Origin of the sequence: Paenibacillus sp. NPDC056579 (assembly GCF_042793215.1) — a bacterium.
GTDB lineage: Bacteria > Bacillota > Bacilli > Paenibacillales > NBRC-103111 > Paenibacillus_S.
On the sequence record NZ_JBHTVD010000002.1, the window covers coordinates 1 to 26,548 of the forward strand.

Annotated in this window: 24 protein-coding genes; 18 read left to right on the forward strand and 6 right to left on the reverse strand. The window is 51.0% G+C overall.

Annotated features, from left to right (window positions below; translation table 11 throughout):
* The first annotated feature begins 622 nt into the window (after positions 1-622).
* The 4 genes from ACFQ88_RS07585 (at position 623) to phnE (ACFQ88_RS07600) (ending at position 3,967) form a co-directional block, all read left to right on the forward strand.
* Positions 623-1,426, forward strand: coding sequence for a lipid II flippase Amj family protein (locus ACFQ88_RS07585; RefSeq protein WP_239632392.1), 804 nt, complete (start codon positions 623-625; stop codon positions 1,424-1,426).
* A 191-nt stretch (positions 1,427-1,617) separates the two neighbouring features.
* Entirely contained in the window at positions 1,618-2,388 is a 771-nt protein-coding gene (gene phnC, locus ACFQ88_RS07590) for a phosphonate ABC transporter ATP-binding protein (RefSeq protein WP_379453700.1), read from the forward strand.
* The gene (phnE, locus tag ACFQ88_RS07595; protein WP_379453701.1) at positions 2,388-3,179 is read left to right on the forward strand and encodes a phosphonate ABC transporter, permease protein PhnE; all 792 of its coding nucleotides are present in this window, start codon (positions 2,388-2,390) and stop codon (positions 3,177-3,179) included. The genes phnC and phnE (ACFQ88_RS07595) overlap by 1 nt, the downstream gene beginning before the upstream one ends.
* Positions 3,176-3,967, forward strand: a complete 792-nt coding sequence (gene phnE / locus ACFQ88_RS07600; protein WP_379453702.1) for a phosphonate ABC transporter, permease protein PhnE — start codon at positions 3,176-3,178, stop codon at positions 3,965-3,967. The genes phnE (ACFQ88_RS07595) and phnE (ACFQ88_RS07600) overlap by 4 nt, the downstream gene beginning before the upstream one ends.
* Before the next feature lie 226 nt (positions 3,968-4,193).
* Here the strand turns inward: phnE (ACFQ88_RS07600) and ACFQ88_RS07605 are convergent, their stop codons facing one another.
* Complete coding sequence (locus tag ACFQ88_RS07605; RefSeq protein WP_379453703.1) at positions 4,194-5,153, reverse strand: phosphate/phosphite/phosphonate ABC transporter substrate-binding protein; 960 nt, start codon at positions 5,151-5,153, stop codon at positions 4,194-4,196.
* 210 nt (positions 5,154-5,363) lie between these two features.
* Between ACFQ88_RS07605 and ACFQ88_RS07610 the strand changes: the two genes are divergently transcribed.
* Positions 5,364-6,947 carry a bifunctional metallophosphatase/5'-nucleotidase gene (locus ACFQ88_RS07610; protein ID WP_379453704.1) on the forward strand — a complete coding sequence of 528 codons (1,584 nt, stop codon included), beginning with the start codon at positions 5,364-5,366 and terminating at the stop codon, positions 6,945-6,947.
* Between the two features lie 538 nt (positions 6,948-7,485).
* On the opposite strand, the gene ACFQ88_RS07615 is transcribed toward ACFQ88_RS07610, so the two are convergent.
* A complete protein-coding gene (locus ACFQ88_RS07615) occupies positions 7,486-8,097 on the reverse strand; it encodes a histidine phosphatase family protein (RefSeq protein ID WP_379453705.1) in 612 nt (203 codons plus the stop codon).
* Positions 8,098-8,468: 371 nt separating this feature from the next.
* Between ACFQ88_RS07615 and ACFQ88_RS07620 the strand changes: the two genes are divergently transcribed.
* The 10 genes from ACFQ88_RS07620 to ACFQ88_RS07665 all read left to right on the forward strand — a co-directional run bounded on the left by ACFQ88_RS07620 (position 8,469) and on the right by ACFQ88_RS07665 (position 20,466).
* The gene (locus tag ACFQ88_RS07620) at positions 8,469-10,760 is read left to right on the forward strand and encodes a chondroitinase-B domain-containing protein (protein WP_379453706.1); all 2,292 of its coding nucleotides are present in this window, start codon (positions 8,469-8,471) and stop codon (positions 10,758-10,760) included.
* A 311-nt stretch (positions 10,761-11,071) separates the two neighbouring features.
* The gene (hisC, locus tag ACFQ88_RS07625; protein ID WP_379453707.1) at positions 11,072-12,187 is read left to right on the forward strand and encodes a histidinol-phosphate transaminase; all 1,116 of its coding nucleotides are present in this window, start codon (positions 11,072-11,074) and stop codon (positions 12,185-12,187) included.
* Between the two features lie 125 nt (positions 12,188-12,312).
* Entirely contained in the window at positions 12,313-13,101 is a 789-nt protein-coding gene (locus ACFQ88_RS07630) for an alpha/beta hydrolase (protein ID WP_379453708.1), read from the forward strand.
* Between the two features lie 3 nt (positions 13,102-13,104).
* Positions 13,105-13,236 carry a hypothetical protein gene (locus ACFQ88_RS07635; protein ID WP_379453709.1) on the forward strand — a complete coding sequence of 44 codons (132 nt, stop codon included), beginning with the start codon at positions 13,105-13,107 and terminating at the stop codon, positions 13,234-13,236.
* Positions 13,237-13,568: 332 nt separating this feature from the next.
* Positions 13,569-15,110, forward strand: coding sequence for a spore germination protein (locus ACFQ88_RS07640; RefSeq protein ID WP_379453710.1), 1,542 nt, complete (start codon positions 13,569-13,571; stop codon positions 15,108-15,110).
* Positions 15,107-16,207, forward strand: a complete 1,101-nt coding sequence (locus ACFQ88_RS07645) for a GerAB/ArcD/ProY family transporter (protein ID WP_379453711.1) — start codon at positions 15,107-15,109, stop codon at positions 16,205-16,207. Before ACFQ88_RS07640 ends, ACFQ88_RS07645 begins: the two co-directional genes overlap by 4 nt.
* Complete coding sequence (locus ACFQ88_RS07650; RefSeq protein WP_379453712.1) at positions 16,204-17,325, forward strand: Ger(x)C family spore germination protein; 1,122 nt, start codon at positions 16,204-16,206, stop codon at positions 17,323-17,325. The genes ACFQ88_RS07645 and ACFQ88_RS07650 overlap by 4 nt, the downstream gene beginning before the upstream one ends.
* 36 nt (positions 17,326-17,361) lie before the next feature.
* Positions 17,362-18,462, forward strand: a complete 1,101-nt coding sequence (locus tag ACFQ88_RS07655) for a GerAB/ArcD/ProY family transporter (protein ID WP_379453713.1) — start codon at positions 17,362-17,364, stop codon at positions 18,460-18,462.
* On the forward strand, positions 18,459-19,574 hold the full coding sequence (locus ACFQ88_RS07660; protein WP_379453714.1) for a Ger(x)C family spore germination protein: 1,116 nt from the start codon (positions 18,459-18,461) through the stop codon (positions 19,572-19,574). Before ACFQ88_RS07655 ends, ACFQ88_RS07660 begins: the two co-directional genes overlap by 4 nt.
* Before the next feature lie 604 nt (positions 19,575-20,178).
* Complete coding sequence (locus ACFQ88_RS07665) at positions 20,179-20,466, forward strand: CD3324 family protein (RefSeq protein ID WP_239632427.1); 288 nt, start codon at positions 20,179-20,181, stop codon at positions 20,464-20,466.
* A 205-nt stretch (positions 20,467-20,671) separates the two neighbouring features.
* On the opposite strand, the gene ACFQ88_RS07670 is transcribed toward ACFQ88_RS07665, so the two are convergent.
* Together ACFQ88_RS07670 and ACFQ88_RS07675 are read right to left on the reverse strand one after the other, a co-directional pair.
* The gene (locus ACFQ88_RS07670) at positions 20,672-21,433 is read right to left on the reverse strand and encodes a sulfite exporter TauE/SafE family protein (protein WP_379453715.1); all 762 of its coding nucleotides are present in this window, start codon (positions 21,431-21,433) and stop codon (positions 20,672-20,674) included.
* 451 nt (positions 21,434-21,884) lie between these two features.
* On the reverse strand, positions 21,885-22,025 hold the full coding sequence (locus ACFQ88_RS07675; protein WP_239632432.1) for an N-acetylmuramoyl-L-alanine amidase: 141 nt from the start codon (positions 22,023-22,025) through the stop codon (positions 21,885-21,887).
* Between the two features lie 141 nt (positions 22,026-22,166).
* Between ACFQ88_RS07675 and ACFQ88_RS07680 the strand changes: the two genes are divergently transcribed.
* Positions 22,167-22,544, forward strand: coding sequence for a gamma-glutamylcyclotransferase family protein (locus tag ACFQ88_RS07680; protein WP_379453716.1), 378 nt, complete (start codon positions 22,167-22,169; stop codon positions 22,542-22,544).
* 8 nt (positions 22,545-22,552) lie between these two features.
* On the opposite strand, the gene ACFQ88_RS07685 is transcribed toward ACFQ88_RS07680, so the two are convergent.
* Entirely contained in the window at positions 22,553-22,933 is a 381-nt protein-coding gene (locus ACFQ88_RS07685; RefSeq protein WP_239632436.1) for a hypothetical protein, read from the reverse strand.
* 213 nt (positions 22,934-23,146) lie between these two features.
* Between ACFQ88_RS07685 and ACFQ88_RS07690 the strand changes: the two genes are divergently transcribed.
* Both ACFQ88_RS07690 and ACFQ88_RS07695 read left to right on the forward strand, forming a co-directional pair.
* Positions 23,147-23,527: a response regulator gene (locus ACFQ88_RS07690; protein ID WP_379453717.1), complete on the forward strand. Its 381-nt coding sequence runs from the start codon at positions 23,147-23,149 to the stop codon at positions 23,525-23,527.
* A 43-nt stretch (positions 23,528-23,570) separates the two neighbouring features.
* Positions 23,571-25,295: a diguanylate cyclase gene (locus ACFQ88_RS07695; RefSeq protein WP_379453718.1), complete on the forward strand. Its 1,725-nt coding sequence runs from the start codon at positions 23,571-23,573 to the stop codon at positions 25,293-25,295.
* 111 nt (positions 25,296-25,406) lie between these two features.
* Here ACFQ88_RS07695 and ACFQ88_RS07700 read toward each other — a convergent pair whose 3' ends face one another.
* Complete coding sequence (locus ACFQ88_RS07700) at positions 25,407-26,447, reverse strand: ribonucleotide-diphosphate reductase subunit beta (RefSeq protein WP_239632442.1); 1,041 nt, start codon at positions 26,445-26,447, stop codon at positions 25,407-25,409.
* Positions 26,448-26,548: the final 101 nt, after the last annotated feature.

A 26,548-nucleotide genomic window follows, 5' to 3' on the forward strand; every position in this document is an offset into this window, starting at 1 on the left:
AACGAAAATCCTCGTAAAATGCTGGAAAGAACAGCTATTCTACGATAGGCGTGAGTTATCTCAAGAACTTTCCGGAATTAGGGGGCCTAACCGAATTCTGCTACATTTGATGGGGAAATCACCCAATAGCGGATCCTATGTCCGATAGCACGCACGGAATGCCCCTTTTTGAGGAAATAACGGATGCTGTGTCCGTTACGCTTGAAGTAGTTGTTTGGAGTTTCGATCTCCATGGCAGACAGGTTATGCAGACTTAGAAGAAAGTGATGCAGACTCAGCAGAAAGTGATGTTGAATCCGACTACGCTATTATATTCGATTCGGAACGAATCGAGTTCGTGAGCCATTTGCGGTCCAAGTCACAAGTGCTCAAGGCTTCTTCGAAAAAGGTTCCACGAATGATTTCCGGCTGCCGAATTTATGCTCACAGAATAATGGTTGCCGGCTGCAGACTTAAGGGTCACAGAGGCATAGTTTCCGTGCGGAAGCACAGCGCATAGGATGAATAGGAGGTTGATCGTGTTGAACGATTGGAATCGGGAAAAAGCAATCCGGCTCTCCAGTCAGCCGCCGCTAAGTTTATATGCCTCCAGAGCCTTCTTCTATGGGGCGGTGACAAGCGGATGACGGATAAAGTGATTTGGGTCGCCGTGCTGACCCTTGTTATTCATGCGGTGGAGACATTGTCTTATGCGCTCCGTTTGGCCGGAGTGCGGACAGGCAAGCTGGCCGTAGCTTTGTCGCTTACAGGGATTGTAGTCCTCTTGTCGCGGACATCCAATCTCGTCCAAGGGCCGATGATGGGCAGCGTCATCGACCAGGCTAAGCGCGATCCGAGCGTATCGCTGGAGGCGCAAATGCACGTAATGATCGCCGGGGCGTCGCTTGGCACTTTGCTTGCGATCGTCCTGTTCCCGACGGCGGTGCGCATCTCGGCCAAAATGATTACGCGGCTCGAGGTTACCGGCTCGCTGCCGAAGCTCGTCCGCGATTCGGTGTCCATTCGCAGCCTGAAATATGCCGGCCGGCAGTTCAAGCTGCCGACCTGGTCGATGCTGTCTCGCTTGCGCGTCGGCGGTGTACCTAAACGGCTGATGCTGCTGAATATGCTCATTACCGGGATTTACACCGTCGGGGTGCTGTCCGCGCTCTACGCCTCCTTCCTGATGCCGGAGTACAGCATTGCCGCCTCCCAATCGTCGGGACTGGTCAACGGCATCGCCACGATTCTGATGACGATGCTGGTCGACCCGCAAATCGCACTGCTGACCGACAGGGCGATGAACGGGCAAGCGAGCATGAGCTCGATCAGCAAAATGTATGGCTGGCTCATGTTTTCCCGATTTTGCGGCACATGGCTTGCACAGCTCCTGCTTGTCCCGTGTACGCTTTTGATCCAATGGCTCGTCCCGCTTGTATCGCAATAATTCCAATACATAGCACGTCGTATTTGCCGTTCTCTCCATCCAGGGGGGCGGCTTTTTTGGCGAATTCATAAAAATGGATGCATTATATTAAGCTTTTATGAAAACCCTTGTAAAAAAGGAAATAGGAAATTTATGTCGAATTTTAAGGAGTAAAGATAGTCATTTTATACCAGAGGAGAACGTCGTTACCTATGATCCAATTTCAAAATGTTTCAAAGGTGTACCCCAATGGAACCATTGGTCTGAAACATATTAACCTGACTATTCATCCGGGTGAATTCGTCGTCATAGTCGGGCTGTCCGGAGCGGGTAAATCGACGCTGCTGCGGTCCATGAACCGGCTGCATGAGATTACCGACGGTCAAATACTGATCGACGGCAGGTCGATTACGAATGCGCGCGGTGCCGAGCTTCGGCGGATGCGCCGCGATATCGGCATGATTTTCCAAAGCTTTAATCTCGTCAAGCGTGTCAGCGTATTGCGCAACGTATTGTCCGGCCGGGTCGGCTACCATTCGACGTTACGCACGCTGCTCGGGATGTTCCCGAAAGAGGATATCGAGCTGTGCATGAAGGCGCTGGAGCGGGTAAATATTCGAGAGAAAGCTTATTCCCGTGCGGATGAGCTGTCCGGCGGACAACAGCAGCGTGTCTCGATAGCCCGGGCGCTCGCACAGGAAGCGAAAATCATTTTGGCCGATGAGCCGGTAGCCTCGCTTGACCCGTTGACGACGAGACAAGTTATGGACGATTTGAAACGAATCAATCAGGATCTGGGCATTACGACTGTCGTGAATCTTCACTTTATCGACTTGGCAAGAGAATATGCCACAAGAATTATTGGTTTGCGCGCCGGTGAAGTCGTATTTGACGGTCCGGTGGCCGAGGCGACGGACGAGAAATTCTCCGAAATATACGGCAGGGCCATCAAGAAGGACGAGCTGCTTGGGAGGGAAGACTGATGTCATCCGAGCAAGGGCTTAAGCCGCTGCGCAAGCCATCCCATACCAAATCGTACATGTCGACGCTGCTGATTATCGTCCTGCTCTGGTGGAGCGCGGTTAAGACGAATGCAACGATCGCCCAGCTGATCATCGGCTTACCTGAGATGGGCAAGCTGCTCGTCGAGATGGTACCGCCCGACTGGAGCTATATTGACGTCGTATGGAAGCCGATGATGCAGACGGTGCAGATGGCGGTCATCGGGACGACCGTCGGCGGTATAGTCGCTATTCCGGTAGCGCTGCTGGCCGCAGGCAACGTAACGCGTTCTCCCTGGATTTATCATCCGACACGGATTATTTTGAATCTGATTCGAGCGATTCCTGAGCTGCTTTATGCAGCCTTATTTGTTGCGATGTATGGAATTGGGTCAATGCCAGGTGTACTTGCATTATCTTTCTTCGCGTTTGGGCTGATTGCAAAATTAACTTACGAATCGATTGAAACTATTGACCCTGGTCCGCTTGAAGCAATGACGGCCGTAGGGGCAAACAAATGGCAGTGGATTCATTTTGGCGTCGTTCCCCAGGTTACGGCTCAATATATGGCCTATTTCCTTTACACATTCGAAGTCAATATACGGGCGGCGACGGTGCTGGGGCTGGTCGGTGCCGGCGGGATCGGCTTGTTCCTCGACCGGGCATTGCAGCAATTCCGTTATGATCGTGCGTCGTTAATTATTATATTGACGCTGGCAATCGTACTGATTATCGACTATATCAGCACGAAAGTAAGGGAGAGGCTGCTATGACAAATCCTTTAATGAAAAAACCGTTCCGTATCCGTTTTTGGCTGGTCACGGTTATTATCCTTGCCATCTATGTTTGGTCCATTGTCGGGCTCAATTTTGAAGGTTTAACAGAAAATGCCGGCCGTGATACCATGGCTATTTTGCGAGGCCTAGCTCATCCGGACTGGGGGTATGTATACCTTCCTGAAGGTGAGGATTTGCTTAGAGGGCTGCTGGAGACGCTGGCGATCTCCATCCTGGGTACCTTTATTTCCGCGTTGCTGTGCATTCCGTTCGCATTTTGGGCTGCCAATAATATGAGCCGATTCAAATGGGTTTCAGGCTCGGGCAAGCTTCTGCTAAGCTTGATCCGTACGTTTCCGGAAATCATTATGGCGATCATCTTTATTAAAGCGGTCGGTCCGGGGGCTTATGCAGGGGTACTGGCCTTGGGGCTTCATTCTATCGGGATGCTCGGCAAGCTGTATTCGGAAGCCATCGAGAGCTTGGATCTGGGGCCAACGGAAGCGTTGGTTGCGTGTGGAGGCAATCGGCTGCAGGTGCTCTGGTTTGCGGTTATCCCGCAAGTTCTTCCCTACTTTTTATCCTTTGCAATGTATCGATTTGAAATTAATGTTCGCTCCGCCTCAACTCTTGGTTTAGTAGGAGCCGGCGGGATCGGTACGCCGCTTGTTTTCGCCTTGGAAGCAAGAGGATGGGACCGCGTCAGCATCATTCTGATCGGAATTATCGTGATGGTTACGATCATCGACTACATTTCCGCGGCGATCCGCAAGCGGCTGGTGTAATCATCGATTGAGAGAACTTCTCACTAGCAAAGAGAAACAAAATCATAAAAAAACCGTCTCGTAAGCTGAATTCGGGCCAATCACAGCACCCTATTCAGTAAGGGACGGTTTTTTATTTAAGGGTACGGAAGCAGCTGTTTATCGGACCAGGACGGTTCTACAAACTGAGATGCACTTATCCCAACCCCAAAACAAAGCCACCCGGTTCACGGGTGGCTTTCATATATTATTGACCGACCAATTTGGAGTACTCACGTACAACGTCGAACTTCTTGTCGTCGGATTTCATGTATCCGCGGTGCGAGTATACGTCGAAAATGATTTTCGCGCCTTCCGGATCTTTACCGATATCGATGAACGCTTGCGCAATTTTATCTCTCCACGCTTGGTCCATATCGTTACGAACGGTAATTGTGTCGTTAGGGATCGGAGCAGTGAAAGCAAGCACCTTCGTTTTGGAGAATACGTCCGGTACATCCTTCACTACCGTGTTACGAGCGTCTTGGAAGATAGCGGCAGCGTCCACTTGGCCGTTAAGAACCGCGAGAACCCCTTTATCGTGCCCTTTTACTTCAATGCCGGTAACGTCCTTCTCAGGGTCAACGCCGGCTTTCTTCATTTCGCTTGCCGGCCATACGTAGCCTGCGGAAGAAGTAACGCCTTGCCAAGCGATTTTCTTGCCTTTCAAATCTTTAATATCTTTAATCGGCGAATCAGCTTTTACGATGATCATTGCTTTGTAGAAGTCCACGAGATCTTTCGTGTCTTTGCCTGTTGCATCCTCGATGCCGAAGCGTTGCGCTTGAAGCAGCAGGTCTGCCGCCTTCTTCTCGTCATGCGCCAGCACATAGGCGTTCGGAGGCAGGAAGCCTACGTCCACTTGCTTGGAGGCCATAGCTTCGATAACGGTGTTGTAGTTGGTCGATACGGATACTTTAACCGGAATGTTAAGCTTGTCCCCTAGCAGCTTCTCAAGCGGCTTAGCTTTTGCTTCCAGCGTTTCAGCGCTTTGGGAAGGAACGAATTGAACTCTCAATTCTTTAGGCACGAACCCTTTGGCAGCCGTTTCTTTCTTGTCTCCAGGCGCCGGAGCAGCCGGTGTAGGCTCGGGTTTCTTGGCACAGCCCGCTGCAATTCCCGCGGATAGCAACAGCGTTAAACTGATAGCTGTCATTTTTTTGAACATTCTTTTTGACCTCCAGTTAATATTGGAATTTATTTCTTTTTATACTATAGCACAGAATACATGGAGCAACAGTAAAAAAAATGTTAAGGAGCACCGCGAAGTTCATAAAAAATGTTAATTTTATGCCGTAATTGATTGCATGATTGTATTTTTGATATAGTGAAAACAATCTAAACTTGAAAAAAATGGCGAACGGAGCTGATTCCTGTCATGACGAACCGTCAAAGCTGCACGATCACAATTTTGGAGACAAGCGATCTTCACGGGTCGATGCTGCCTATCCAGTATGCGAACAATGCCCCGACCGAAAGCGGCTTTGCCAAAATAGCCCGGCTGATTGAACGGGAACGCAGCGTTAACGAGCATGTCCTTTTTATAGATAACGGCGATTTGATTCAAGGAACACCTCTGGCTTATCATCATGCCAAGAAGAACGACAAGGCGCCGAATCCGATGATCGCCTGCCTGAACGAAATGAAGTGCGACGCGGCGGTAATAGGCAATCACGAATTCAATTACGGCCTTCCTTTTTTGCACAAAGCAATACAGGAGTCGAGCTTTCCGTGGCTCAGCGCCAACATTGTCGATGCCGAGAGCGGCGAGCCGTTTTTCGGGCGTCCCTACCGTATGTTGGAGTTTCCGGAAGGAGTGCGGGTAGCGATATTGGGGCTGACGACACATTATATCCCGAATTGGGAGAAGCCGGAGCATATTGCAGGCTTGCGGTTTGAGGATGCGTTCGAGTCGGCTAAGCGGTGGGTCGCCTACATCAGAGAGCAGGAACGGCCGGATGTCATGATCGTTTCCTATCATGGAGGCTTCGAGAGGGATTTGGTCACAGGAGAAGCGATAGAGCCGCTAACGCGCGAGAATGTCGGATATGCGCTTTGCGCCGATATCGAAGGGATAGACGTGCTATTAACCGGTCACCAGCATCGAACGATTGCCGATTGCTTCATCCATGGGGTGGCGGTGCTTCAGCCGGGGAGCCAAGGATCCTTCCTCGGAAAAATGCAACTTCGCCTGGAGAAGAAGGAGGAGCGCTGGGAGATTGTGCAAGTCGAATCCGGGCTGCTGTCGCCGGTTGGGATGGAGCCGGTCGAAGCCATTACGGAGCTCGTAGCCCCGCATGAGAAGCTGACGCAGGAGTGGCTGGACAGCCCGATCGGCAAGCTGCTTGGCGATATGAGGATTACGGATGCGATGCAGGTGAGACTGAAGGAGCACCCTCTGATCGAGTTCATCAACCGGGTGCAGATGGACTTGTCCGGAGCCCCTATATCCAATACGGCTCTGTTTGATAATGTGTCTCCGGGCTTTCCGTCCGATATTACGATGCGCGATATTGTATCGAACTATATTTATCCGAACACGCTTCAGGTGATTCGAATAAGCGGGCAGGATATCAAGGATGCGCTGGAGCGCTCAGCCTCTTATTTCGAAACGTACGACGGGGGAGAAGTGAAGGTACATCCTTCCTTCAACGAGCCGAAGCCTCAGCATTACAACTACGATATGTGGGAAGGCATCGAGTATAAGCTCGACATTTCCCGGCCACCCGGCGAACGGGTCGTGTTCCTGCAAATTCAAGGCAAGCCGCTCGACAGGCAAGCGCAGTACGATGTCGTTATGAACAACTACCGTGCGGCCGGCGGCGGCAACTACACGATGTTTCAAGGGAAGCCGATCGTGAAGGATATTCCGACGGACATGGCGGAGCTGCTTGCTACTTATATAATGGAAAAGGGAACGATCGAAGCCGAGCTCAATTCGAACTGGGAAGTGATCTGGTAGGTCAAGGTTTACGGCTAACTCAGCCTGTGAAATGAAAAAGCTGGTGCATTTAATGCGCCAGCTTTTTCATTGGAGTAGGGCGATTACTTGCGTCTTTTCAGAAGAGTTAATTCGCTATGAACTAAACGGTGGGTCGGGTTAAGGTTTCCTCTCGCCGTTTTCCCAAAAACGCCAAGCAATGCGCTGCCAAGGACTCTAATTCTGACTTCAAATTGAAACACGCTGGAGTTCAGGTCGGTAGCTATGAAATTTGATGATCCTGGCGGGACAGTGAGAAGTCGGTTGCTAATCAGTCTTTTGCTTCCGTTTAACTGGAATACCAGAACTCTTACTCTCACGTTCTTGGTGCGACTGTTGTTTAACACTTTTGTAAAGACCGTCGTTGAACGATTGTTTGCCTGGTTCTCAAGTGGACCGGTTGAATACACTTTGATGCATGCCATTGTACATCGCTCCTTCATTTTGATAGGTACAATACAAGAGATGCAAGAGGATGTCTCTTTGATTGGACAAAGCATCTGGTATTATCGCCGGAATATTAACTGTCCTTCGTATGCAAATGGCGGGTATCGGCAAAGCTAACCCATTCAAATATCCTGCCCTTACAGCGTATCTCCGTTATAGAGCACTCTGCGATCAAGTGGCTTTGCTCCGCAATAAAATGAGGATGTTTAAGATACAATTCCTCCTCGCAGAACACATTGACCAAAAAATCGGTTATCAGCCCGCCGTGAGTTACGACGATCAAGTGATCCTCCGGATATCGCTCGGAAAGCTCCGACAGGCAGGAAGACAACCGTTCGCCTGCCTTCCTCGCAGAGTCGCCGACCGGCGGGGAGTAGTCGCGGTCCTGGGTGCACCGCTCCCACATCGCAACAAACGCCTCGAACGATTGTCCCGGCAAATCTCCCCAGTTAGCCCGCTCCCGCAGACGACGATCCTCTGAAACGGTAAGGTTTGTTGCTTCAGCAATCAACGCAGCCGTTAGCTTCGCTCTTCTCAGCGGACTGCTGACGATATGCTGTATGGGCAATTGGCGAAATCGCTCAGCCGTCTTCCGTGCCTGCTGTACGCCCTCGAGGGTTAGACCGACGTCCTGTGACCCCTTTTCTTTTATGGCATGTCTGACAAGGTAAAAAGTTGTGCTCATTATACCGGCTCCCGTCTTTTTCATGATGTAGTTCCAAAACTAATTTGATTATTATTAAATTTAAAAATCATCTAACTAGATAATACACTATTTTCCAATTGCTTAAAAGCTCCTGTTCATAACGACTCCTCATGTAGTGAATAATCGACAAATAGATCGGAGATTTGACTATGTCCATCTATCGTCAAGATGTCGTATATTAAAAGACAAGCTATGTTTTAGCGTATATCTTGAGCCATTCCATATTGCAACAGTTGTAAACGCTCCCATCGGAAGGCAAAAGGTATGATCCACCGCGAGCCCGATATGAACAAGGAAGGGCTCCAAGCTTCCTTATTACAACAATCATGTGCGAAAGGTTGGGATTGATTATGCGTAAAAAGGTTTTTCGCGTTCTCCAGTGCGTTTGCGTGGGGACCATGCTGCTGCCTGCAGGCATGGCGGCCGCTTCGGAGTCGACCGCTCCGGTTCAAACGGCTGCTTTGGTAAGCGCTTCATCGGATGCTTCCGTGCAGCAGGACAATGCCGTTCGTGTCACAACAACGGCCGAATTGACAGCCGCCATCAGCGCAGCCACGGCGGGAACGACGATTGTGCTTGCCGACGGGGTTTATTCACATACCGGCGCCTTCAGCATTAGCGGCAAGAACGGGACGCCGTCCGCCCCGATTACGATTAAGGCCGAAAACCAAGGCCAGGCTGAACTGACGGCACGCGCCGGGTTTAACATCAGCAATTCCTCTTATATCGTCATTCAGGGCTTCAAATTTACGGGAACGGCGATCGCCGTCAATATGAACAACAGCAACAACATCCGCGTTACCCGCAATACGTTCGCCATGGCCGTCGTTAATAATCCTGCAGGGTGGAAGTGGGTTCAGTTCGGGGGCAACAACAGCCATCATAACCGGATCGATCATAATGAGTTCGGCCCACGCGGAGATTTGGGTCAAATGATCGCCTTCCAGAACGGCGTCATGTCCCAATATGATGTAATCGAATACAACTACTTCCATGATGCGGCGCCTCAGACGACCAACGGAGGCGAGACGATTCGCGTAGGCTTGTCCGGATCGTCCATGAGCAACGGATATACCACAATCCAATATAATTTGTTCGTCAACTTAGACAGCGATCCGGAAGTCATTTCCGTGAAAAGCGGCAACAATACGGTTCGCTACAACACGTTCATTAACAATAAAGGGCAAGTAACCGCCCGTCACGGACATGCGAACAGCTATTACGGCAACTATTTCTTCCGTGTCGATGGAAAGTCGGGCGTAGGCGGCTTGCGTATTTACGCGAATGACCAAAAAATTTACAACAACTATTTCGAGAATATATCCGGTGCGATTCATATCGACGGCGGCGATTACGATGCCGGGCCGGACGGCAGCAATTACGACTCCAGCGTGCTGGCGAAGCATTGGCGCGTGTACCGGGCTCAAGTGACGAACAATACGATGGTGAATGCATCCAACGGCATCGTTGTCGGGAAGAGCTATACGTACGCGCCGGTCGACAGCGTAGTAGCGAACAATTTGGTGGTAGGATCCGGCGGTCCGCTGTACAGCGAGGTTAAGACGTCGAACACGTTCTTCGAAGGAAATATCGGCTACGGCGGAACGCTGGACAACGTCACGCGGGCTACATACGAAATACGCGAAGCGGATCCGCTGTTCGTGACTCTAGGCGGCTTGCAAAAGCTGTCTGCCGGCAGTCCGGCAATCAATACAGGAACCGGCAGCTATCCGTTCCTGAACGAGGATATGGACGGTCAGCCTCGGGATGCAATAGACGTCGGCGCTGACGAGTATTCGACGGCTCCGGCGCTCCGCCAGCCGCTTACTCCTGCCGATGTAGGTCCGAATGCTGTGACCGCGATCAAACCTCAAGCAGCGGGCAAAGACATCGCAGAATGGTATAACGGCAGCGTGAACGTTGCGCTCAGTGCGATGAATACGGAGTCTGGAACCGGGTCTATTGAATACCGGCTGAACGGCCAGCAGGCGTGGGCATCCTATACAGGACCGCTCTCCATTACTCAGGAAGGCAAGCATACGATTGCTTACCGGTATACCAACGAAGAGGGTCTCACGGAGCCTGAGGGCTCGGTGCAAATCCAAATCGATAAAACGAAGCCAACCTATCAATTGACATTGAACGGGAAGCCTTATGCATCGTCGTTAAGCTTTGCCGACACGGATACGCTGAACGTGCAGCTTCAGGCACAGGACGGATTGTCGGGACTGGCCAAGCAAAGCTTTACGGTTCTTGGAGCCACCTACGAAACCCAGGCGACCATTCCGCTGACAGCCCGGATCGGCCAGCAATCGATAAACGTAGACATTGCCGATAAGGCGGGTAATGTGACAGCACAAACTTTAAGCTTCCAGGTGACGCCGACTCTAGCTTCTTTATCGGGACTGGTCGAAGGGTATGCCGCTTCCGGAGAGTTGACAGGCTCTCTGGTTCCTCAACTGACGAACAGCCTGAAGCAGGCTCAGCATCATTATGATAAAGGCTCCATCGAGCAGGCGATCCAATTCGTTGATGACAACTTCCTGAAGCATCTTAACAACAAGGACGATCAGATCACCGCCGCAGCCAAGCAAGTGCTGCAAAATTATGCGCAGGCTTTGGTCGCCTTCTGGTCTAAATAATAAAAAAAAGAGTCGTGCCGTTAGCGGTACGGCTCTTTTTCGTGTGCCGGCTGCCCGTGACAGCCAGAAGATGGCCTCTCTGATGTCCTTGGGCGTAATGTGCACTTCCCTACCATGAGGCTGTAGGAAGACATCGGTTCTTATCTGTTGCCCTAAGGATAGGGCAGCGGTCTATCAGACATCGAATAGAGAATCTGCTATTTGCTAATTTTCAAGTGGGGATTTTAACGATTTAATACTTTACTTAATTAATGCATTAGTGTAATATCGAATTATCGTAATAAAGTACCAACGAAGGGGTGTTTTCACCAATGAGTCCAAACGAATCACAAGTACAAGCACGTCAAGCTCTGAAAAACTTGAAGCCGTATTCCCCGGGCAAGCCGACGTGGGAGGTGCAGCAGGAGCTCGGAATCGAGAAGGTCGTCAAGCTGGCGTCGAACGAAAATCCGCTTGGAGCCTCGCCTAAAGCTGTCGAAGCGCTCCTCGCCTACTTGCCGGAAATTCACCGTTATCCCGATGCGGCTACGAAAGGGCTGAACGAGGCTATCGCTGCGCAGCTGAATCTGCAATCCGATCAGCTTATTGTGACGAATGGAGCGGATGAGCTGATCAAGCTCGTCGCGGAAGCCTATCTCGATAAGGGCGATGAGATTGTAATTCCTCATCCGACATTCAGCGAATACGAGTTCGGCGGTCATTTGATGGGGGCTACGCCGGTCTTGGTTTCGTTTGACGATCAGTTCCGTTATGATGTGGATCGGCTGCTGGCAGCCGTAACGGAGCGGACGAAGATTGTATACTTATGCTCTCCTAATAATCCGACGGGGACTTACTTGCCGAAAGCCGATCTGCAGCGTCTCCTGGACCGTTTGCCGAAACGGGTGCTTGTAATGTTCGACGCCGCCTACAGCCATTACGCTTCGGCCGAAGATTATTCCGACGGGCTGGAGTACGTTCGGCAGGGATATCCTGTCATTGTGCTCCAGACGTTTTCGAAAATTTACGGGCTGGCCGGCATTCGGGTCGGCTTCGGCGCCGCGTCGCCGGACATTATCCGAACGATTTTGCAGGTGAAGGAGCCCTTTAACGTTAACGCGCTTGCGCAAGCTGCAGCAACAGCGGCCATTACAGACACGGAGCATGTGCAGGAATCCCGGAAGGTCAACGAGGAAGGCCGGGAGCAGCTGTATGAAGCATTCCGCAGGCTGGGGCTGAAGTTTACGGAGAGCATGAGCAATTTCATCTTGCTCGAGCTCGGTCCCGATGCCGGTAATTTGTATCAGCGGCTTATGGCGCAAGGAGTCATTGTCCGGTATGGCACCGGCTGGGGATTGCCGGAGCATATTCGCGTTACCGTAGGAACAAGAGAGGAAAACGAGTTTTTGATCGAATGTCTGGAATCGCTTCTCGTCCAGCAGGCTTAAACAGCTAGGTGTGAGGAGAAAAAAGATTGATTTTTCCAAACATTTCTTCAAGTATAACCCGGTGTATAGTATGATTTAAGCATGTACTCTTTTGCTTATTTTCATATCTATAGGAGGAATGCAGGATGAGTTTAGTATTATGGCCTGACGGCACGCCGAATGCTTTGGGGAACGAAGCGGAGGATGTACCGACGCTCGTGCCTTACCTTGTGGAAGGCGCTGAGCCTTCCGCAGCAATAATTGTATGCCCTGGCGGGGGCTATGCGCGTAGAGCGCAGCATGAGGGGGAGCCGGTTGCCCAGTGGCTGAATTCGCTCGGCATCTCCGCGTTCGTCGTTCATTACCGGGTGGCGCCGTACCGTCATCCGAACCCGCTGTCCGATGCGCAGCGCGCCATTCGTACGGTGCGCAGCCGTGCCGCCGAATGGAACGTGGATCCCGGCCGCGTAGGTATTCTCGGCTTCTCTGCAGGCGGCCACGCCGCTTCTTCCGCCGGTACGCATTTTGATTCGGGACGCCCTGACGCGGAGGACCCGATCGAACGCCAAAGCAGCCGTCCGGATCTGCTCGTGCTTTGTTATCCAGTCATCAGCTTCGGCGAATATGCCCATAAGGGATCGCTTAACAACTTGTTGGGCGAAGAGCCGGATGCGGCGCTCGTTGAGCTGATGTCGAACGAAAAGCAGGTGACGGAGCTGACTCCGCCTACATTTTTGTGGCATACGGCGGACGATGCCTCCGTTCCGGTGGAGAACAGTCTGCTGTTTGCTTCGGCGCTCAGCCGCAACAAGGTTCCGTTCGAGCTCCATGTATTCGAGAGCGGCCGTCACGGATTGGGCTTGGCTGCCGAACAGCCCGGCGTCAAAGCATGGACGGATGTATGCGCGTCCTGGTTTTGCCAGCGCGGATTTTAGCCGATGAACCGCAGCTACATCCGGGACCGGCTGGAACCCGCCGGGGCGGACGATCGAATAGCCTTGGCTCAAGCGGGATTGCCGAGACGCAGACCGGCAATGACCCGCTGGCTTTTCCCGGGAGCTGGCAGCTGATAGCCGAACGCAGATACGGCTGTTTGACCCTGAAATGGGAGAGGCCGTCGCTGCTGCAGGCCGGAGACCGGGTGCGCTTCGAGCGGTACCAGAAACAGAATTTATTTGTTTGTCTGTCCCCCTCAATAATTCCAAGGACGGTGCCTTTCACGGCACCGTCCTTTTTGACGATTGCGGCCTCTGCGGCCGGATGGAATACCTTCATCTTCCTCCCTTTTTGCCTATCTCCAAAAATCTCCGCAGCTGCCCGGATCTGCTAGCAGAACGAATAATTTTCCAATGAATTGGCATAGTAACCGTATGTCGAATTCTGAGATGGAATGGGATGGTCTATGGGCTTTCTGAGAAAATGGCTCACAGGGCTTATGCATAAAAGCCCGATTCAACAGCAAATCCAACAGCAGCCACAGCCGAACCTGATTAGCGGCGACCTGTCCCAAAATGTACTGAGCATTCGGGATATTTTCCGCGATACTCCCGATCTCATTGTGCGTCATCTCATTATTAAACAGACCGGCCAAAGAGCCGCACTCGTTTATTTGGAAGGATTAACGGACAAAAATTCGATCACAAACAACGTCCTCGATCCCCTTCAGCTTCAAACGGGGAGCAGTACGTCCGATCTGCCCGTCACAGTCGGCTCCGTAACGGAAATTACCGGCATTAACGATATCGAGCATGCGATACTGCACGGCCTTAGCGTGCTTATTATCAATGAAAGCACCGTAGCATACAGCTATGATACGCAAGGATGGCCGCAAAGGGCGATAGAGGACCCGCAGATCGAATCCTCGCTGAAAGGCGGACATCAAGGGTTCGTCGAAACGGCTTCGCAAAATATTGCTCTTATTCGCCGTTACATTCCCGATCGCGAGCTGAAAATGAAAAGCATCATCGTCGGACGGAGAGGCAAAACATCCGTTATCATCATGTATTTGGAGGATGTGGCGCATCCTGAGGTACTGCAGGAGCTGTATGACCGGATCAAGCTGCTCGATGTCGATGCCATATTAAATTCGGGAGAGCTGGAAGGGTTTATCGAGGATAACCCGTTTTCGCCGTTCCCGCAATTTATCTCCACGGAGCGCCCCGATGCGGTTGCATCGCAAATTTTGCAAGGGAGACTCGCCATTGTCGTCGATCGCTCTCCTGCCGTCCTGGTAGGTCCGGCGTCGTTTACATCGTTCTTTCAAAGCGTTGACGATTACAGCACACGATGGCTGGTCGCATCGTTCAACCGACTAATGCGGTTTATGGCTTTTCTGCTTGCGATCTGTCTTCCTTCGTTATATATTGCGGCCATTTCGTTTAATTACGAGGTGATCCCCGTAAAGCTAATCTTGTCTATTGGCGAGTCGAGGGAGCGCGTTCCGTTTCCGCCTTTTGTAGAGGCATTGCTCATGGAGATCACGCTGGAGATGCTTAGAGAAGCAGGTGTCCGGCTTCCGTCGCCGATTGGCCAAACGGTCGGCATCGTTGGAGGTATCGTCATAGGGCAAGCGGCCGTGCAGGCAGGAATCGTAAGCAATATCATGGTTATCGTTGTAGCCTCAACGGCCATTGCTTCCTTTATTATCCCGAATTACGACATGGCTTCGGCGATCCGCCTGCTGCGCTTCCCGATGATGCTGATGGCGTGGATGTTCGGCATCGTAGGGATTGTCATCGGACTGATGACCCTGATCGGGCACCTGATTGCACTGGAATCGCTCGGGACGCCTTACGGCAGTCCTTTTGCGCCGGTCCGCTTTTCCGATCTGAAGGATACAATCTTTCGTTTTCCGATATGGAAAATGACGAAGCGTCCTGTTAGTGCGCGGGCTACGCAAATGAGGCGGCAAGGCTCTAATCGGCCTAGGGGTGACGGCAAATGAAAAAGTATGCTCACAACGAAGTTACTTTTTTGCAATATATTTTCCTCATTCACGGTGCGCAGGTAGGCGTCGGACAGCTGTCTCTGCCGCGTATACTGGCGGAAAAGGGCGGTACGGACGGCTGGATAGCGCTGCTGATCGGTTGGGCCATCTCCCTGACGGCAGGCCTGTGTTTGATTCAGGCGGCGAAACGGTATCCGCAAGGAACTTTACTCGATCTGATGACGCATTGCTTTGGCAAAGCCGTCGGCAAGCTGACAGCCGTCATCTTCGCCATGATCTACATTGTCGGGGCAGCAGCGAATATGGTAGCGGCGGCTCTCATTATCAAGAGTTGGATTTTGCCGAATACTCCGCTCTATATTATTTTGCTGCTGTTCGCCTTGCCGTCCTTTCTCATTGCTAGAAACGGCTTTCGGATATTGGGCCGCTATGCGGAGTTCGTGTTTTTCTCATCGCTTCCGGTCATGCTGTTTTTGCTGATCCCGTCGCTCGAAGGCAATTGGCTTTATTTGCTGCCGCTGTTCAAGGATGGCTGGGGGCCGATATTGACGGCTGTGCAGCCGACGGCCTATTCATTTTTGGGCTTTGAGGTGGCGTTCTTTTTCTATCCGTTTTTACAAAAAAAACAATGGGCAGCAGCTGGAATCGTCATTGCCAATACGTTGTCATTGATCGTATTTTTGTATATTACGCTTGTGTGCTTCTTATACTTCAGTCCGGATGAAATAACGAATTACAACCAGCCTACGATCAATGTGTTGAAGTCCATCGAATTCCGTTTTGTCGAAAGGCTTGAAATCGTCTTTTTGTCCGCTTACCTGTTCGCCATATCAACTACCTGGCTTCCTTTTATCAGCTGCTACACGTACATTGTCGGGTGGTTGTTGAACAAGCAAAACGATTCCGTCTATGTTGCGCTATTCTTGCTTTCACTCGTTGCGGTCGCCTTCGCTTTCGATCCATCGTTTTCGACGAATGAGGAATGGATCAAAAGGATCAGCCAAGCCGGGTTGGTCTATGCATTGGCGTTACCCGTATGCCTTGCGGTCTACATAAAGCTTCGCGACCATGTTCAGAGGAGGCTCGGCAGATGAAGCGTTTCTTACCGATACTGCTCGGGCTTATTGCAGCGGCTATGCTCCTGGTTTCAGGCTGCGGCGACCGGCGCGATCTTGAGGATTTGACCGTGATCCTTATGACGGGAATCGATCTGGATGAAAAAGGAAATTTGCTCATCTATGAATCGAGCCCCGTATTCAGCCGGGAAGCCAAAGATAAGGAAGAGGAGTATGGTATCAAGGCATTGACACTCCGTCAAGCAAGGGTAAAGATGGATGCGGTTGTAAGCGCGCTATCGGTAGGAGGCAAAACTCAGCTGGTGCTGTTAAGCAAAAAGCTCCTGGAGCAGAAGGATTGGTTCCGGCTGTTCGATTCTTCCTTCCGCGATGCGAAAAACAGTATCAATGCAAGAGTGGTCGCAGTAGACGGACCGGTAGCGGAAGTCATCAAATTTTATCCTAGAGACAAGCCTCGTCTTCCGCTCCATTTGGTGAAGCTGATAGATACGAGCGCGCGGAGAAACTTAACCGTCAAAACGACGATGCAGGAGCTTCAGCGGCAAATGACGGATAAAGGATTGACTCCCTACATAACGGAGATCCGCAAAGAGAAGGAGATTAAGCTGAACGGAACGGCTCTTCTGAATGAGCAGGGGAACTATGTTACGCGTCTCGAGCCTCAGGAAAATATGCTGCTGCGCATGCTGCAAGGGCAGGGCAAGGGGGAAATGCCAATGACGGTTTCTATCCCGGACATACAGAGTACAGGACCCATTAAACTGAATGAGCTCAGCTTCGCGGTACGGAAGGTATCGACGAAGGTGAAGACGGGCTGGCAGGAAGACCGGTTCTCGTTTCAACTGGCGGTGAACCTGTCGGTAGTGCTGACCGAGAAGGCGATTCCACCGGGAGAGAAGCTGGATGAACAGGAGCTGGAGCGTATCATACAAGAACAGATGCAGAACCAGCTGACGGCTTTTGTTCATAAAATTCAGAAGCTGCGAATCGATCCGTTCGGGCTGGGCAATTATGCAAGAGCCTACCAATACGATCATTGGTCCAAGATAAAGGAGCGATGGGGCGAAGCGTTTGCCGAGTCCCGGGTCAACATTGCTTTGAAGGTGCGGATCAAGGATCTGGGGCCAATCAAGTAACACAGCATACCATGCAGCTAGATAGAGGTGGCTCATTTGAGGAAATACACTTATAACGAGATCACGTTCATGCAATATATAATGCTCATCCATGGCGCCCAGCTGGGTGTCGGTATTTTACAGCTTCCAAGGGAGCTGGCCGAAAAAGCCGGTACCGACGGCTGGATATCGATCGTCTTGGGCTGGGCAATGTCGATTGTTGCAAGCTTGATCATTATTCGGATCATGCAAAAAAATCCTGACGCCACGCTGCTCGATGCATTTGGTGTCTATTTCGGGAAATGGGGAAAAATCGGCGGCGGCGTGATCCTGATCGCCTATTTCGGCTTCCTGACGTTCATCATTATGGCGAGATCGCTACTGTTTATAAAAACATGGATATTGCCGAGAACTCCGGATGTTATGATTATGCTGCTGTTTGCCATTCCGACTTATCTTATCGCCAGAAACGGACTTCGCGTGCTGGGGCGGTACGCCGAGCTTACGTTTTATTTATTTCTTTCGATGGCATTTGTGTTTTTTATTCCATGGGGGGAAGCGCACTGGCATTATTTGCTTCCAGTCGTTAAAGAGGGGTGGAAGCCGATCCTGCTGGCAGCACAAACGACAGTCGTGTCCTTCCTCGGATTCGAGGTCGCCTTTTTCTTGTACCCCTTTTTGCAAAAAAAGCATTTGGCGCCGGCAGGAATTGTCATTGCCAACACGATATCGATGTGCATTTTTTTGTTAATTACCATATCGTGCTTCACCTTCTTCAGTCCGGAAGGAATCTTATGGTTCATGCAGCCTACGCTTAATCTGCTAAAAGTGGTGGAGTTTCAGTTCATTGAACGTTTGGAAATCGTGCTGCTGGCCTTTTATTTGTTTGTTGTGTTTCGCGTATGGGCCTCGTACTTGTTCTGGACCGTATATTGCACGACACAGCTGCGGGGAAAGGAGGACCATCGGCTGGATTTGAAGCTGTATTTACTCGGGATGGTGCTGTATCCTCTGATTTTTAATTTTACGTTCACCCAAAACGATAATTTGCAAAAATTATACGGTATGCTTGGCATTATATTCGCATTTGTGCTTCCGGTTGTTCTGTGGCTGTACACCTGCGGGTATGATTACGTCCAAAGAAGGAGAACGGGATGATGCGGCGTGTAGGGATGATCGTCTGTATGCTGGCCGCGCTAGTATTAACAGGCTGCAGCGACAGGTTGAATGTAGAGGACTTGACGCTGAGCTTGATGCTGGGAATTGATCTGGACAAGGATAATCAGCTGGTTTATTTTCTTTCGAGCCCAGTCTTCAACAAAGAAGCGGCCATCAAGTCGGAGGAGATTGCCGTCCATTCCGAGACGCTGTATCAAGCTAGAAGCAAGTTTGATCTGACGAGCACGGGACTCACGATCGGGGGCAAGATTCAGGTTCTGCTGCTCGGAAAGTCGCTGCTGCAGCATGAGGATTGGTTTCCCCTGATCGATATCGTTTACCGGAATGCCAAGGTTGCGGTCAATGCCAGAGTCGTCGTCGTAGACGGTCCGGTCGCGGACATTATCAACTTCCATCCGTCGGACAAGCCGCGTCTTTCCCTGCACATATTGAAGCTGATCGATACGGCGGATCAAAGAAATATTACGTTGAAAACGACGCTGCAGGAGCTGCACCGGCAAATGTTCGAGAAAGGCGTCACCCCTTCGATGTCGGAAATCAAAAAGGAGAAGGCCGTTGAAGTTATGGGGACGGCGCTGCTTAACGAACGGGGAAAGTATGTAGACAAGCTCATGCTGCAGGAAAGCGCGCTGCTGAAAATACTCCAGCATAAGGAGCTGGATGAAATGATGTTTACGATAGCGATTCCTGAGAAGGACGAGCTGGACGTGATTCCCGACAACAAGCTCACTCTTACTCCTAGCACAGTGAAGACGCTGATTAAGCCGTCGTATTCGCAGGGCCGGTTTCGCTTCGATATTACGGTCAACATTCTTTATAGCTTGACGGAACGGCTGTTTCCATTTAATGTGAAGGAAGAAAGGCCGAAGCTGGAGCGATGGATTAATGAACAGATGGAGCAGCAATTCCATAGTATATTTGACAAAATGCAGAAGCATCGAATCGATCCGGTAGGGCTCGGTCTCTATGCCAGAGCGTATGAATACCAGCATTGGAAAGAGGTTCAGGATCATTGGGGCGACGCCTTGGCCGACGCCGTTATTAACATCAAAGTCAAAACCGAAATCAAGAGCATGGGTCCGATAAAATAACAAATAAGTAGGCAGCGCAGGTGACGATCGTTGTCCGCCGGCCGAAGATGAAATTTATCCCTTGGATGAAAGTGGACAGGAGAGATTCATTATAATGATTCTTTCGCTTGAGAATCAGCTGTAAAAAGAAGTAAAATAAATTTCGTAGCAGGCCAGCTAACACTCAAAGAAAGGAGTGATCGCAGCAATGATTACGAAACCTGAGGTGGTCTCTGCGTAAGCAGAGGCTCCATAACAAAGGGGAGGCCTTCAAGCCTCCCTCTACTTTTCAAAAATCACGAATAGACACGATGAGCTAACATAAGGTATAATCAATTAGGAAGTAATTGGATCATGACACTTAGACGAAAGGAGTGGCTTCGATGAGCACAACAACTAATAAAGGGTTTTGGCTGAACTGAATAAGCATTTTCCCACCCTCACCTGACGTCATTGACATGAACCATGACATATAGTATGGCACCCAGGCACGAGTCGGTAGATCGTGTTTTTTTGTTTTCATGGATGACCCTAACGTTAAAACTCTTAGGAGGTGTAAAGATGAAAATGCTTATCTCTTTCACGGCGGCGCTTGCAACTAATGCACGGAAGGAGGATTTCATCGATGGGTTACAAAAACGGAAAGGATATTCTTCCCCCTAGCCTGCTTAAGCAGCTGCAGGACTACATCCAGGGCGAGATTATCTATATCCCGAAGAAGGAACAAACCCGCGCAGGCTGGGGTGAAAATAACGGTACACGGTTAACGATCCAGCGGCGCAATCACGAAATATATCGGCTCTACGAGAACGGTTCGAGCGTTCACGAGCTGATTCAACAATACCATCTGTCCGAGGACAGCATTCGCAAAATTATCGTAAAAACCCGTGTAGCCGTTGCCCGTCAGCTTTAAGCTGAGGGGACGGTCCATGGGTTCCATATAAACGAGCGGTCGATCCGCTATGAAAAAACCTCGCTGGAGGTTTTTTTCTTTTCCGCCGGGTCAGATGGACCGCCTACATACCCTATGCATCGGCGACAGCCCAAGGTCGCTGGATTGCGTACTTGCCGTGCGTTCCAGGCTCTAGCAGGAGGGAGTCGCCGTCCGGACGCCGGGATCAGATCAGCTTGAAGCCGCTGATTAAGATGATGGCGGCCATAATCGTCCGCAGCGGTTTGGCGGGCAGCTTCGCGGATAATCCGCTGCCGACGAGGACGCCGGGAATGGAACCGGCCAGCAGATTAAAGGCCAAGCCGTAATCGATATTCCCGAAGCCGGCATGCATCAGGCCCGCTGCGCTTACCAGAAGGAACGCATGGGCGATATCCGTGCCGACCAGCTCGGCGGCTCTCAAGCGGAAGAAGAACATCATCGCCAGTGCAAAAAGCGACCCCGAGCCGATTGAGGTCAGCCCGACGATAAAGCCTAGCAGGATGCCGATGCCGATCGTCATCCATCGTTTCTCTTCCATCGGCTTCTCCTGCCAGCGGTTGCTGTCGAGCCGTCCGATCCATTGCTTGGCGATGCTCAAAATGGCTACGATGATAAGGACGATGCCGAGCGTATGCTTCACGATCGTCTCTTGAATGCTATGCAGCGGCGGATACAGCTCAAGCAGCAAAATAGCCGCTACGGCGCTCGGGATACTGCCGAAGGCTAAATATTTGGTCAACGTAAAGTTGATCGTCTTTTGACGGTAATGCTGAAAACTCCCGAACAGCTTCGTTACGGAGTTATAAAATAAATCGGTGGCAACGGCAACGGTCGGCTGAATTCCTAACAACACGAGAAGAGGCGTCAGCAATGCCGCTCCTCCAACACCGGTTAACCCGACAAGAAGGCCGACGAACAGCCCCATAATAGCAATGCTCCAGTCCATGTATTCCACCCCATGCATTCGTATGCTCTGAAAGTCTATTTGCTTTATTATAAAACCAAGTAAGATTATCGGCAATATGTGTTTTTGGATTTTGCCATATTTTTTTCCAGAACTACTATATGAGGGCGAATGACCATAGGTGAATCACATTCATAGATGGATTCGTGCCGGGAACAACGCCAAATAACCCGCGGAAGCGTTACGCAGGAGGAAATGGCGTCAGAAAGCTGAATTAAGCGAAAGCCGGACTGAATTTGGACAAGCCTTGCCCACAAAAAAAACGGCTTCCGTGAAGCCGGTACAGGCTGTCGACAAAACCGGTTAACCCTGAAGTACCCGCCATTGAAAATCTCAATAGCTTCCAGAGAGGGATACCTCAACGGAGCTTGAAGATGAATTCAAACTATGTTTACTCGACAAGCCCCCGGCTTCCTTGAAGCCGAAGCGGCTCTTATTCCTCCGGTTGACCGGATGCTTTGCGAAGCTCATTGGCCAAACGATGAAACTCGGCTTGAGCTTCTTCCGAATCGGTACAGCCGTAGGCGGCGGATAAAAACAAAATGATTTTGTTAGCGTCTTCCGGACTTAACATTCGGAGCATCTCCCTTCGGGATGGTATGATGGTTTGGTACAAGCTGTAGCAAATGCTTGATGTAGTGTATCCTATGCACGATGCTGGCTGCCGGCCACGGCGGCCGTGGTGTTCAGCAGCTGGTAAAGGGAGGTGAAGCGGATGATTTGCGTCTTTGTATATGGCACCTTGCTGACGGGCGAGGTCAATCATCAAATCGCCGCTCCGTATTTGCGCCATGTGGAGCCGGGAGCGGTTTGCGGCAGGCTCTATGATTTCGGACCTTATCCCGGGCTTGTCCTGGAAGGGGAAGAGCGTATTGAAGGCGAGTGGTTTCAGTTGGATGACGAAGCGCTCGTTCATCTCGATGCGTTGGAGGAATACTACGGACCGGGCCAGTCGAACGACTACGAACGGGTATGGGTCCGTGATGCTCTGAGGCCGGAGCGGGAAGGCTGGATCTATGTATGGAACGACTCTCGTGGATGCGCTCCGATACGTGAAGGCTCATGGCGCGCCTATGTAAAGAAGAAAAGCTAACCTGGTGGTTAAGCTCTCCTAGATCGGCTCCAATCGTCCTGCTCCGATTTTTTTATAATTTCGATCATCCGGGAAACGACGGCCTGAACGTCCTCAACCCCATACACTTCCTGCAGCTGTTCATACGTTAAGTCAGCGTGCAGCAGGTTGCGCCGGACGGTCGTCTCTTTGTACCAGGCTTCGGTAACGGCGAACAGCCCGTCTTTTTGCAGCCATGCCTCATAATAGCAAATATCCTCTTTATTGTGCAGCTTCATCGTCATATAACAGGCCGAGATGGGGATTCGCGGATCGGAAATTCTTTGGTTGATCACCGAACCGGCAGCAACAGGCTGACCGAAGGAAACGTGTTTCGACACTTTTTTTATGATAGGGTCTAAATTATCCAAGGAAGCTTTCATCGCCTTTCCATAGTTCTAAATGACTAACTTTTCTAAATATTATCTAAAGATGATGAACGGATTTATTGTAACATAGTTCCTTGTGCGGATAAATCATCGTTTTTGATTTTGCCACAGGCTTGGGATCAAATTTTCCACCGAATGAGGTCGGAAAATGGTATAATGGAGCAAATTGTCAACGGACTTAAGGAGAATACTACGATGGCCAACTACCGTGTTTTATTAGCCGACGATGAGATGGCGCTGCGATTTTTACTAACGGAAACGTTATCCGATGAAGGATACGACATTACGGAGGCGGAAGACGGCAAAGAGGCGCTGAATGAAATTCGGAACCAACGTTACGATTTGATTATTCTTGACTATATGATGCCGGAATTGACCGGGGTGGAAGTATGCGAATGGCTGCGAAATCACGACAATCCGAATCGGCAGGTTCCGGTGATTCTGTTGACGGCCAAAGCGCTGGAAAAAGACCGCGAGCGGGCGAAGGCTGCCGGTGTCAGCACCTATATCGTGAAGCCGTTCAGTCCGCTCCAGCTGGTGGATACGGTTCAGAAGCTGATAGAAGAAGGGCAATAATCGAACTTCTTTATATATATTGAAACGACTGGAAGTGAAAGGTTTGCGTCAATTAACACCTGAGGATCGCTTGCAAAAGGAAGCCAGACTGATGAAGGAGGGGCGTAAGCGCTATGTGGAAGAGCTGCGAAAGCAGCTGACGGAGCTGAGCGGGCTGCTGGCAGAAGAACAGACGGATCGCTTGCTCGACACGGCAAACCGGATCTACCGGATTGTGCATACGATAAAAGGAAGCGCACCGATGTTCGAGTTTACACGGATCGGAGCGGTGGCCGAAAAGCTGGTAAAGGACTGGGAATGGACGCAGGTATCCGGTGTATGGACAGCGGAGCATACGGCATCCCGGTTTTACCGGTCGGCACTGGAAGGAACGCCTTCCATAAGCCAGCTGAAGCGGGAGCTCGAGCTGTATCAGCAGGAGCTGGAGCTGGACGAGCATCAGGAGCAGTACGGGAAGCAAACGCTTGCCTCGTCGGGAAGCCGGCTGCTGATTATTGATGACGACGAGGTGCTTCGCGCTTATCTCGTCCGCAGGCTGAAGCTGGAGGGCTATGACGTTGACGACGCAGCGGATGTGGAGACAGGACAGAGGCTGCTTCGCGAGCATAACTACGATCTTATTACACTGGACCTCATGATGCATCCGCAGTCGGGGTACGAGCTGTTCGAATTCGTGAAGGAAGACCCGACCCTGAAATGGATCCCGTTAGTGGTGCTTTCAGGCAGAAATGATCTTCAGGACAAGGTACGCTGCTTCTATTTGGGAGCCGACGATTTCGTTACGAAGCCGTTCCAATATGAAGAATTGAGCGCCCGCATTTACAGCCTGCTGAAACGAACGAAAAATTTTGAACAAATGGCTTTTCGCGACCCGTTGACGGGGATTTATAACCGGCGGTTTTTCGATCATCAGATTCAGGTGGAGCTGCAGCGGACCCGCCGTTATCCAGCCCCGATCTCAATGGTGTTTATAGATATTGACCGGTTCAAAAAAATCAACGACACGTACGGTCACCATGTCGGCGATTTGGTGCTGCAGGGACTTGCCCATCTGCTGCAAAAGCATGTCCGGTCCACCGACTTGATCGCGCGCTTCGGCGGCGAAGAATTCGTCGTCGTGCTGCCCGGCAGCACGGAGCAGGATGCGGTCAAATCGATCGATGCGATATTGCAGCTTGCCCAGACGGAGCCTGTAGCGCAGTTTGAGGGGCAGCCTTTCTATATTACGTTCTCGGCCGGGGTGGCCGGATGGACGGAAGGCTTGACGGTTGAGGATTGGATCAAGCGCGCGGATGACGCGATGTATGCAGCCAAACAGAGCGGCCGCAACCGGGTGCTCTTGTACGCTCAAGAGATGGATCAAAGCGAGAGTACGCCGGCAGATACGGCGGAGCGGAACCTCACGGTGCTGATCGCCGATGACGACCGGATCCTGCGCTCGATTCTCGTTTCCAAGCTGCAGCATTTGCCGGTAACGTTCCTTGAAGCCGAAGACGGCGAGGAAGCGTTCCGTTTGATTACGGAGCAGCAGGTTCATCTGTGTATATTGGACGGAGTGATGCCGAATTTGGATGGCCTGGATATGCTGGAAAAATTGCACCGAGAGGTGGGCAAGCCTTCCGACCTGAACATTTTGATGCTGTCCGGACGCAATCGGGACGACGACTTGTCGAGAGGCCATGCACTAGGAGTCGACACGTTTATGCATAAGCCGTTTTCGATGGTTGAACTGGAGTTTAAAGTGAAGCAGCTGCTTCAGCTGACCTAAAATGAGCAAGACCCCCTGTTCCGATGGGAATCAGGGGGTCTTGCTATATGCGGAGCAGGGTTACCCCACAGTACTAAACTTGGAGTTGGGGGTACCCTGCTCGTATGCTTCTTACAGATCGTCCCAGTTCATGTTGGACGATTTGCTGTAGTTGGTTACTTTTTGCTCGAAGAAGTCGGTTTTCATGCTGTTCATGTTGCTGAACGTCTCGACCCATTTCATCGGATGATCGACGATCTCCGGATACAAAATATCGAGGCCAAGCTTTCTCAGACGCTCGTTGGACAAATATTTGATGTACTGTTCGATAATTTCGTTGCTGAGGCCGTTGATATTGTTGTTCGTAATGTATTGGCCCCATTCGACTTCATGCTGCACCGCCGTCTTCATCATTTGGCGAAGCTCTTCAATGAGCTCATCCGTGAAGACTTCCGGATTTTCTTTGCGGATTTCCCGGAAAATATTTTGGAACAACGCCAGATGAGTCAGCTCGTCGCGCTGGATATATTTAATCTCGGATACGGTTCCGAGCATTTTGCCTTGACGTCCCAAAGCGTAGAAGAAGCTGAAGCCGCTGTAGAAGTAAATGCCTTCCAGAATATAGTTGGCCATGATCGTCTTCATCAGGTTCGGCGTAGAAGGATCCTCGATGAAGTTCTCGTACAAGTCGGTAATGAACCGGTTGCGGCGAAGCAAATGCTTGTCCTCGCGCCATTGATTGTAAATATCGTCGCGGACCTCGGCGGATACGACGCTATCCAAAATGTAAGAGTAGCTTTGGCTGTGCACCGCTTCCTGGAACGTTTGCACGGTCAGGCACAGGTTCACTTCGGGAGCCGTGATGTACTCGTTAATGTTCGGCAGGTTGGCCGTTTGGAGCGAGTCCAGGAAGATAAGGAAGCTGATGATTTTGTCGTAGCTTTGGCGCTCCTCCGGCGACAGGAACTTGTAGTCCTTCGCGTCTTGAGCCAGCGGAATTTCTTCCGGAATCCAGAAGTTGTTCATCATAGTACGGTACATTTTCGTAGCCCAATCGTACTTCACGTTGTTCAGCTCGATCAGGTTCGTCGTATTGCCGCCGATCATGCGGCGTTTGCCCCAGTCACGGTCCCCGTGTTCGTTAAACAGTTTTTTCTTTTGCAATTGATCCATTGGAAGGCTACCCCCTAAATCCCCCTGCAAGGGGGACCTCATGGGGCTTTGCCCCCTGGCCCCCTTATCAGTGGGAGTTACTTGTTTTCGGTTCTGAGCGC

Excerpts from the sequence above, each read along its gene's own strand:
- ACFQ88_RS07640 (WP_379453710.1), top strand. The coding sequence starts at position 13,569 with ATGGGCTTTCTGAGAAAATGGCTCACAGGGCTTATGCATAAAAGCCCG.
- ACFQ88_RS07605 (WP_379453703.1), bottom strand. The coding sequence starts at position 5,153 with ATGTTCAAAAAAATGACAGCTATCAGTTTAACGCTGTTGCTATCCGCG.
- phnE (WP_379453701.1), top strand. The coding sequence starts at position 2,388 with ATGTCATCCGAGCAAGGGCTTAAGCCGCTGCGCAAGCCATCCCATACC.
- ACFQ88_RS07680 (WP_379453716.1), top strand. The coding sequence starts at position 22,167 with ATGATTTGCGTCTTTGTATATGGCACCTTGCTGACGGGCGAGGTCAAT.
- ACFQ88_RS07670 (WP_379453715.1), bottom strand. The coding sequence starts at position 21,433 with ATGGACTGGAGCATTGCTATTATGGGGCTGTTCGTCGGCCTTCTTGTC.
- ACFQ88_RS07645 (WP_379453711.1), top strand. The coding sequence starts at position 15,107 with ATGAAAAAGTATGCTCACAACGAAGTTACTTTTTTGCAATATATTTTC.
- ACFQ88_RS07635 (WP_379453709.1), top strand. The coding sequence starts at position 13,105 with ATGAACCGCAGCTACATCCGGGACCGGCTGGAACCCGCCGGGGCGGAC.
- phnE (WP_379453702.1), top strand. The coding sequence starts at position 3,176 with ATGACAAATCCTTTAATGAAAAAACCGTTCCGTATCCGTTTTTGGCTG.
- ACFQ88_RS07690 (WP_379453717.1), top strand. The coding sequence starts at position 23,147 with ATGGCCAACTACCGTGTTTTATTAGCCGACGATGAGATGGCGCTGCGA.
- ACFQ88_RS07660 (WP_379453714.1), top strand. The coding sequence starts at position 18,459 with ATGATGCGGCGTGTAGGGATGATCGTCTGTATGCTGGCCGCGCTAGTA.
- phnC (WP_379453700.1), top strand. The coding sequence starts at position 1,618 with ATGATCCAATTTCAAAATGTTTCAAAGGTGTACCCCAATGGAACCATT.
- ACFQ88_RS07630 (WP_379453708.1), top strand. The coding sequence starts at position 12,313 with ATGAGTTTAGTATTATGGCCTGACGGCACGCCGAATGCTTTGGGGAAC.
- hisC (WP_379453707.1), top strand. The coding sequence starts at position 11,072 with ATGAGTCCAAACGAATCACAAGTACAAGCACGTCAAGCTCTGAAAAAC.
- ACFQ88_RS07700 (WP_239632442.1), bottom strand. The coding sequence starts at position 26,447 with ATGGATCAATTGCAAAAGAAAAAACTGTTTAACGAACACGGGGACCGT.
- ACFQ88_RS07610 (WP_379453704.1), top strand. The coding sequence starts at position 5,364 with ATGACGAACCGTCAAAGCTGCACGATCACAATTTTGGAGACAAGCGAT.
- ACFQ88_RS07675 (WP_239632432.1), bottom strand. The coding sequence starts at position 22,025 with ATGTTAAGTCCGGAAGACGCTAACAAAATCATTTTGTTTTTATCCGCC.
- ACFQ88_RS07620 (WP_379453706.1), top strand. The coding sequence starts at position 8,469 with ATGCGTAAAAAGGTTTTTCGCGTTCTCCAGTGCGTTTGCGTGGGGACC.
- ACFQ88_RS07665 (WP_239632427.1), top strand. The coding sequence starts at position 20,179 with ATGGGTTACAAAAACGGAAAGGATATTCTTCCCCCTAGCCTGCTTAAG.
- ACFQ88_RS07585 (WP_239632392.1), top strand. The coding sequence starts at position 623 with ATGACGGATAAAGTGATTTGGGTCGCCGTGCTGACCCTTGTTATTCAT.
- ACFQ88_RS07650 (WP_379453712.1), top strand. The coding sequence starts at position 16,204 with ATGAAGCGTTTCTTACCGATACTGCTCGGGCTTATTGCAGCGGCTATG.
- ACFQ88_RS07615 (WP_379453705.1), bottom strand. The coding sequence starts at position 8,097 with ATGAGCACAACTTTTTACCTTGTCAGACATGCCATAAAAGAAAAGGGG.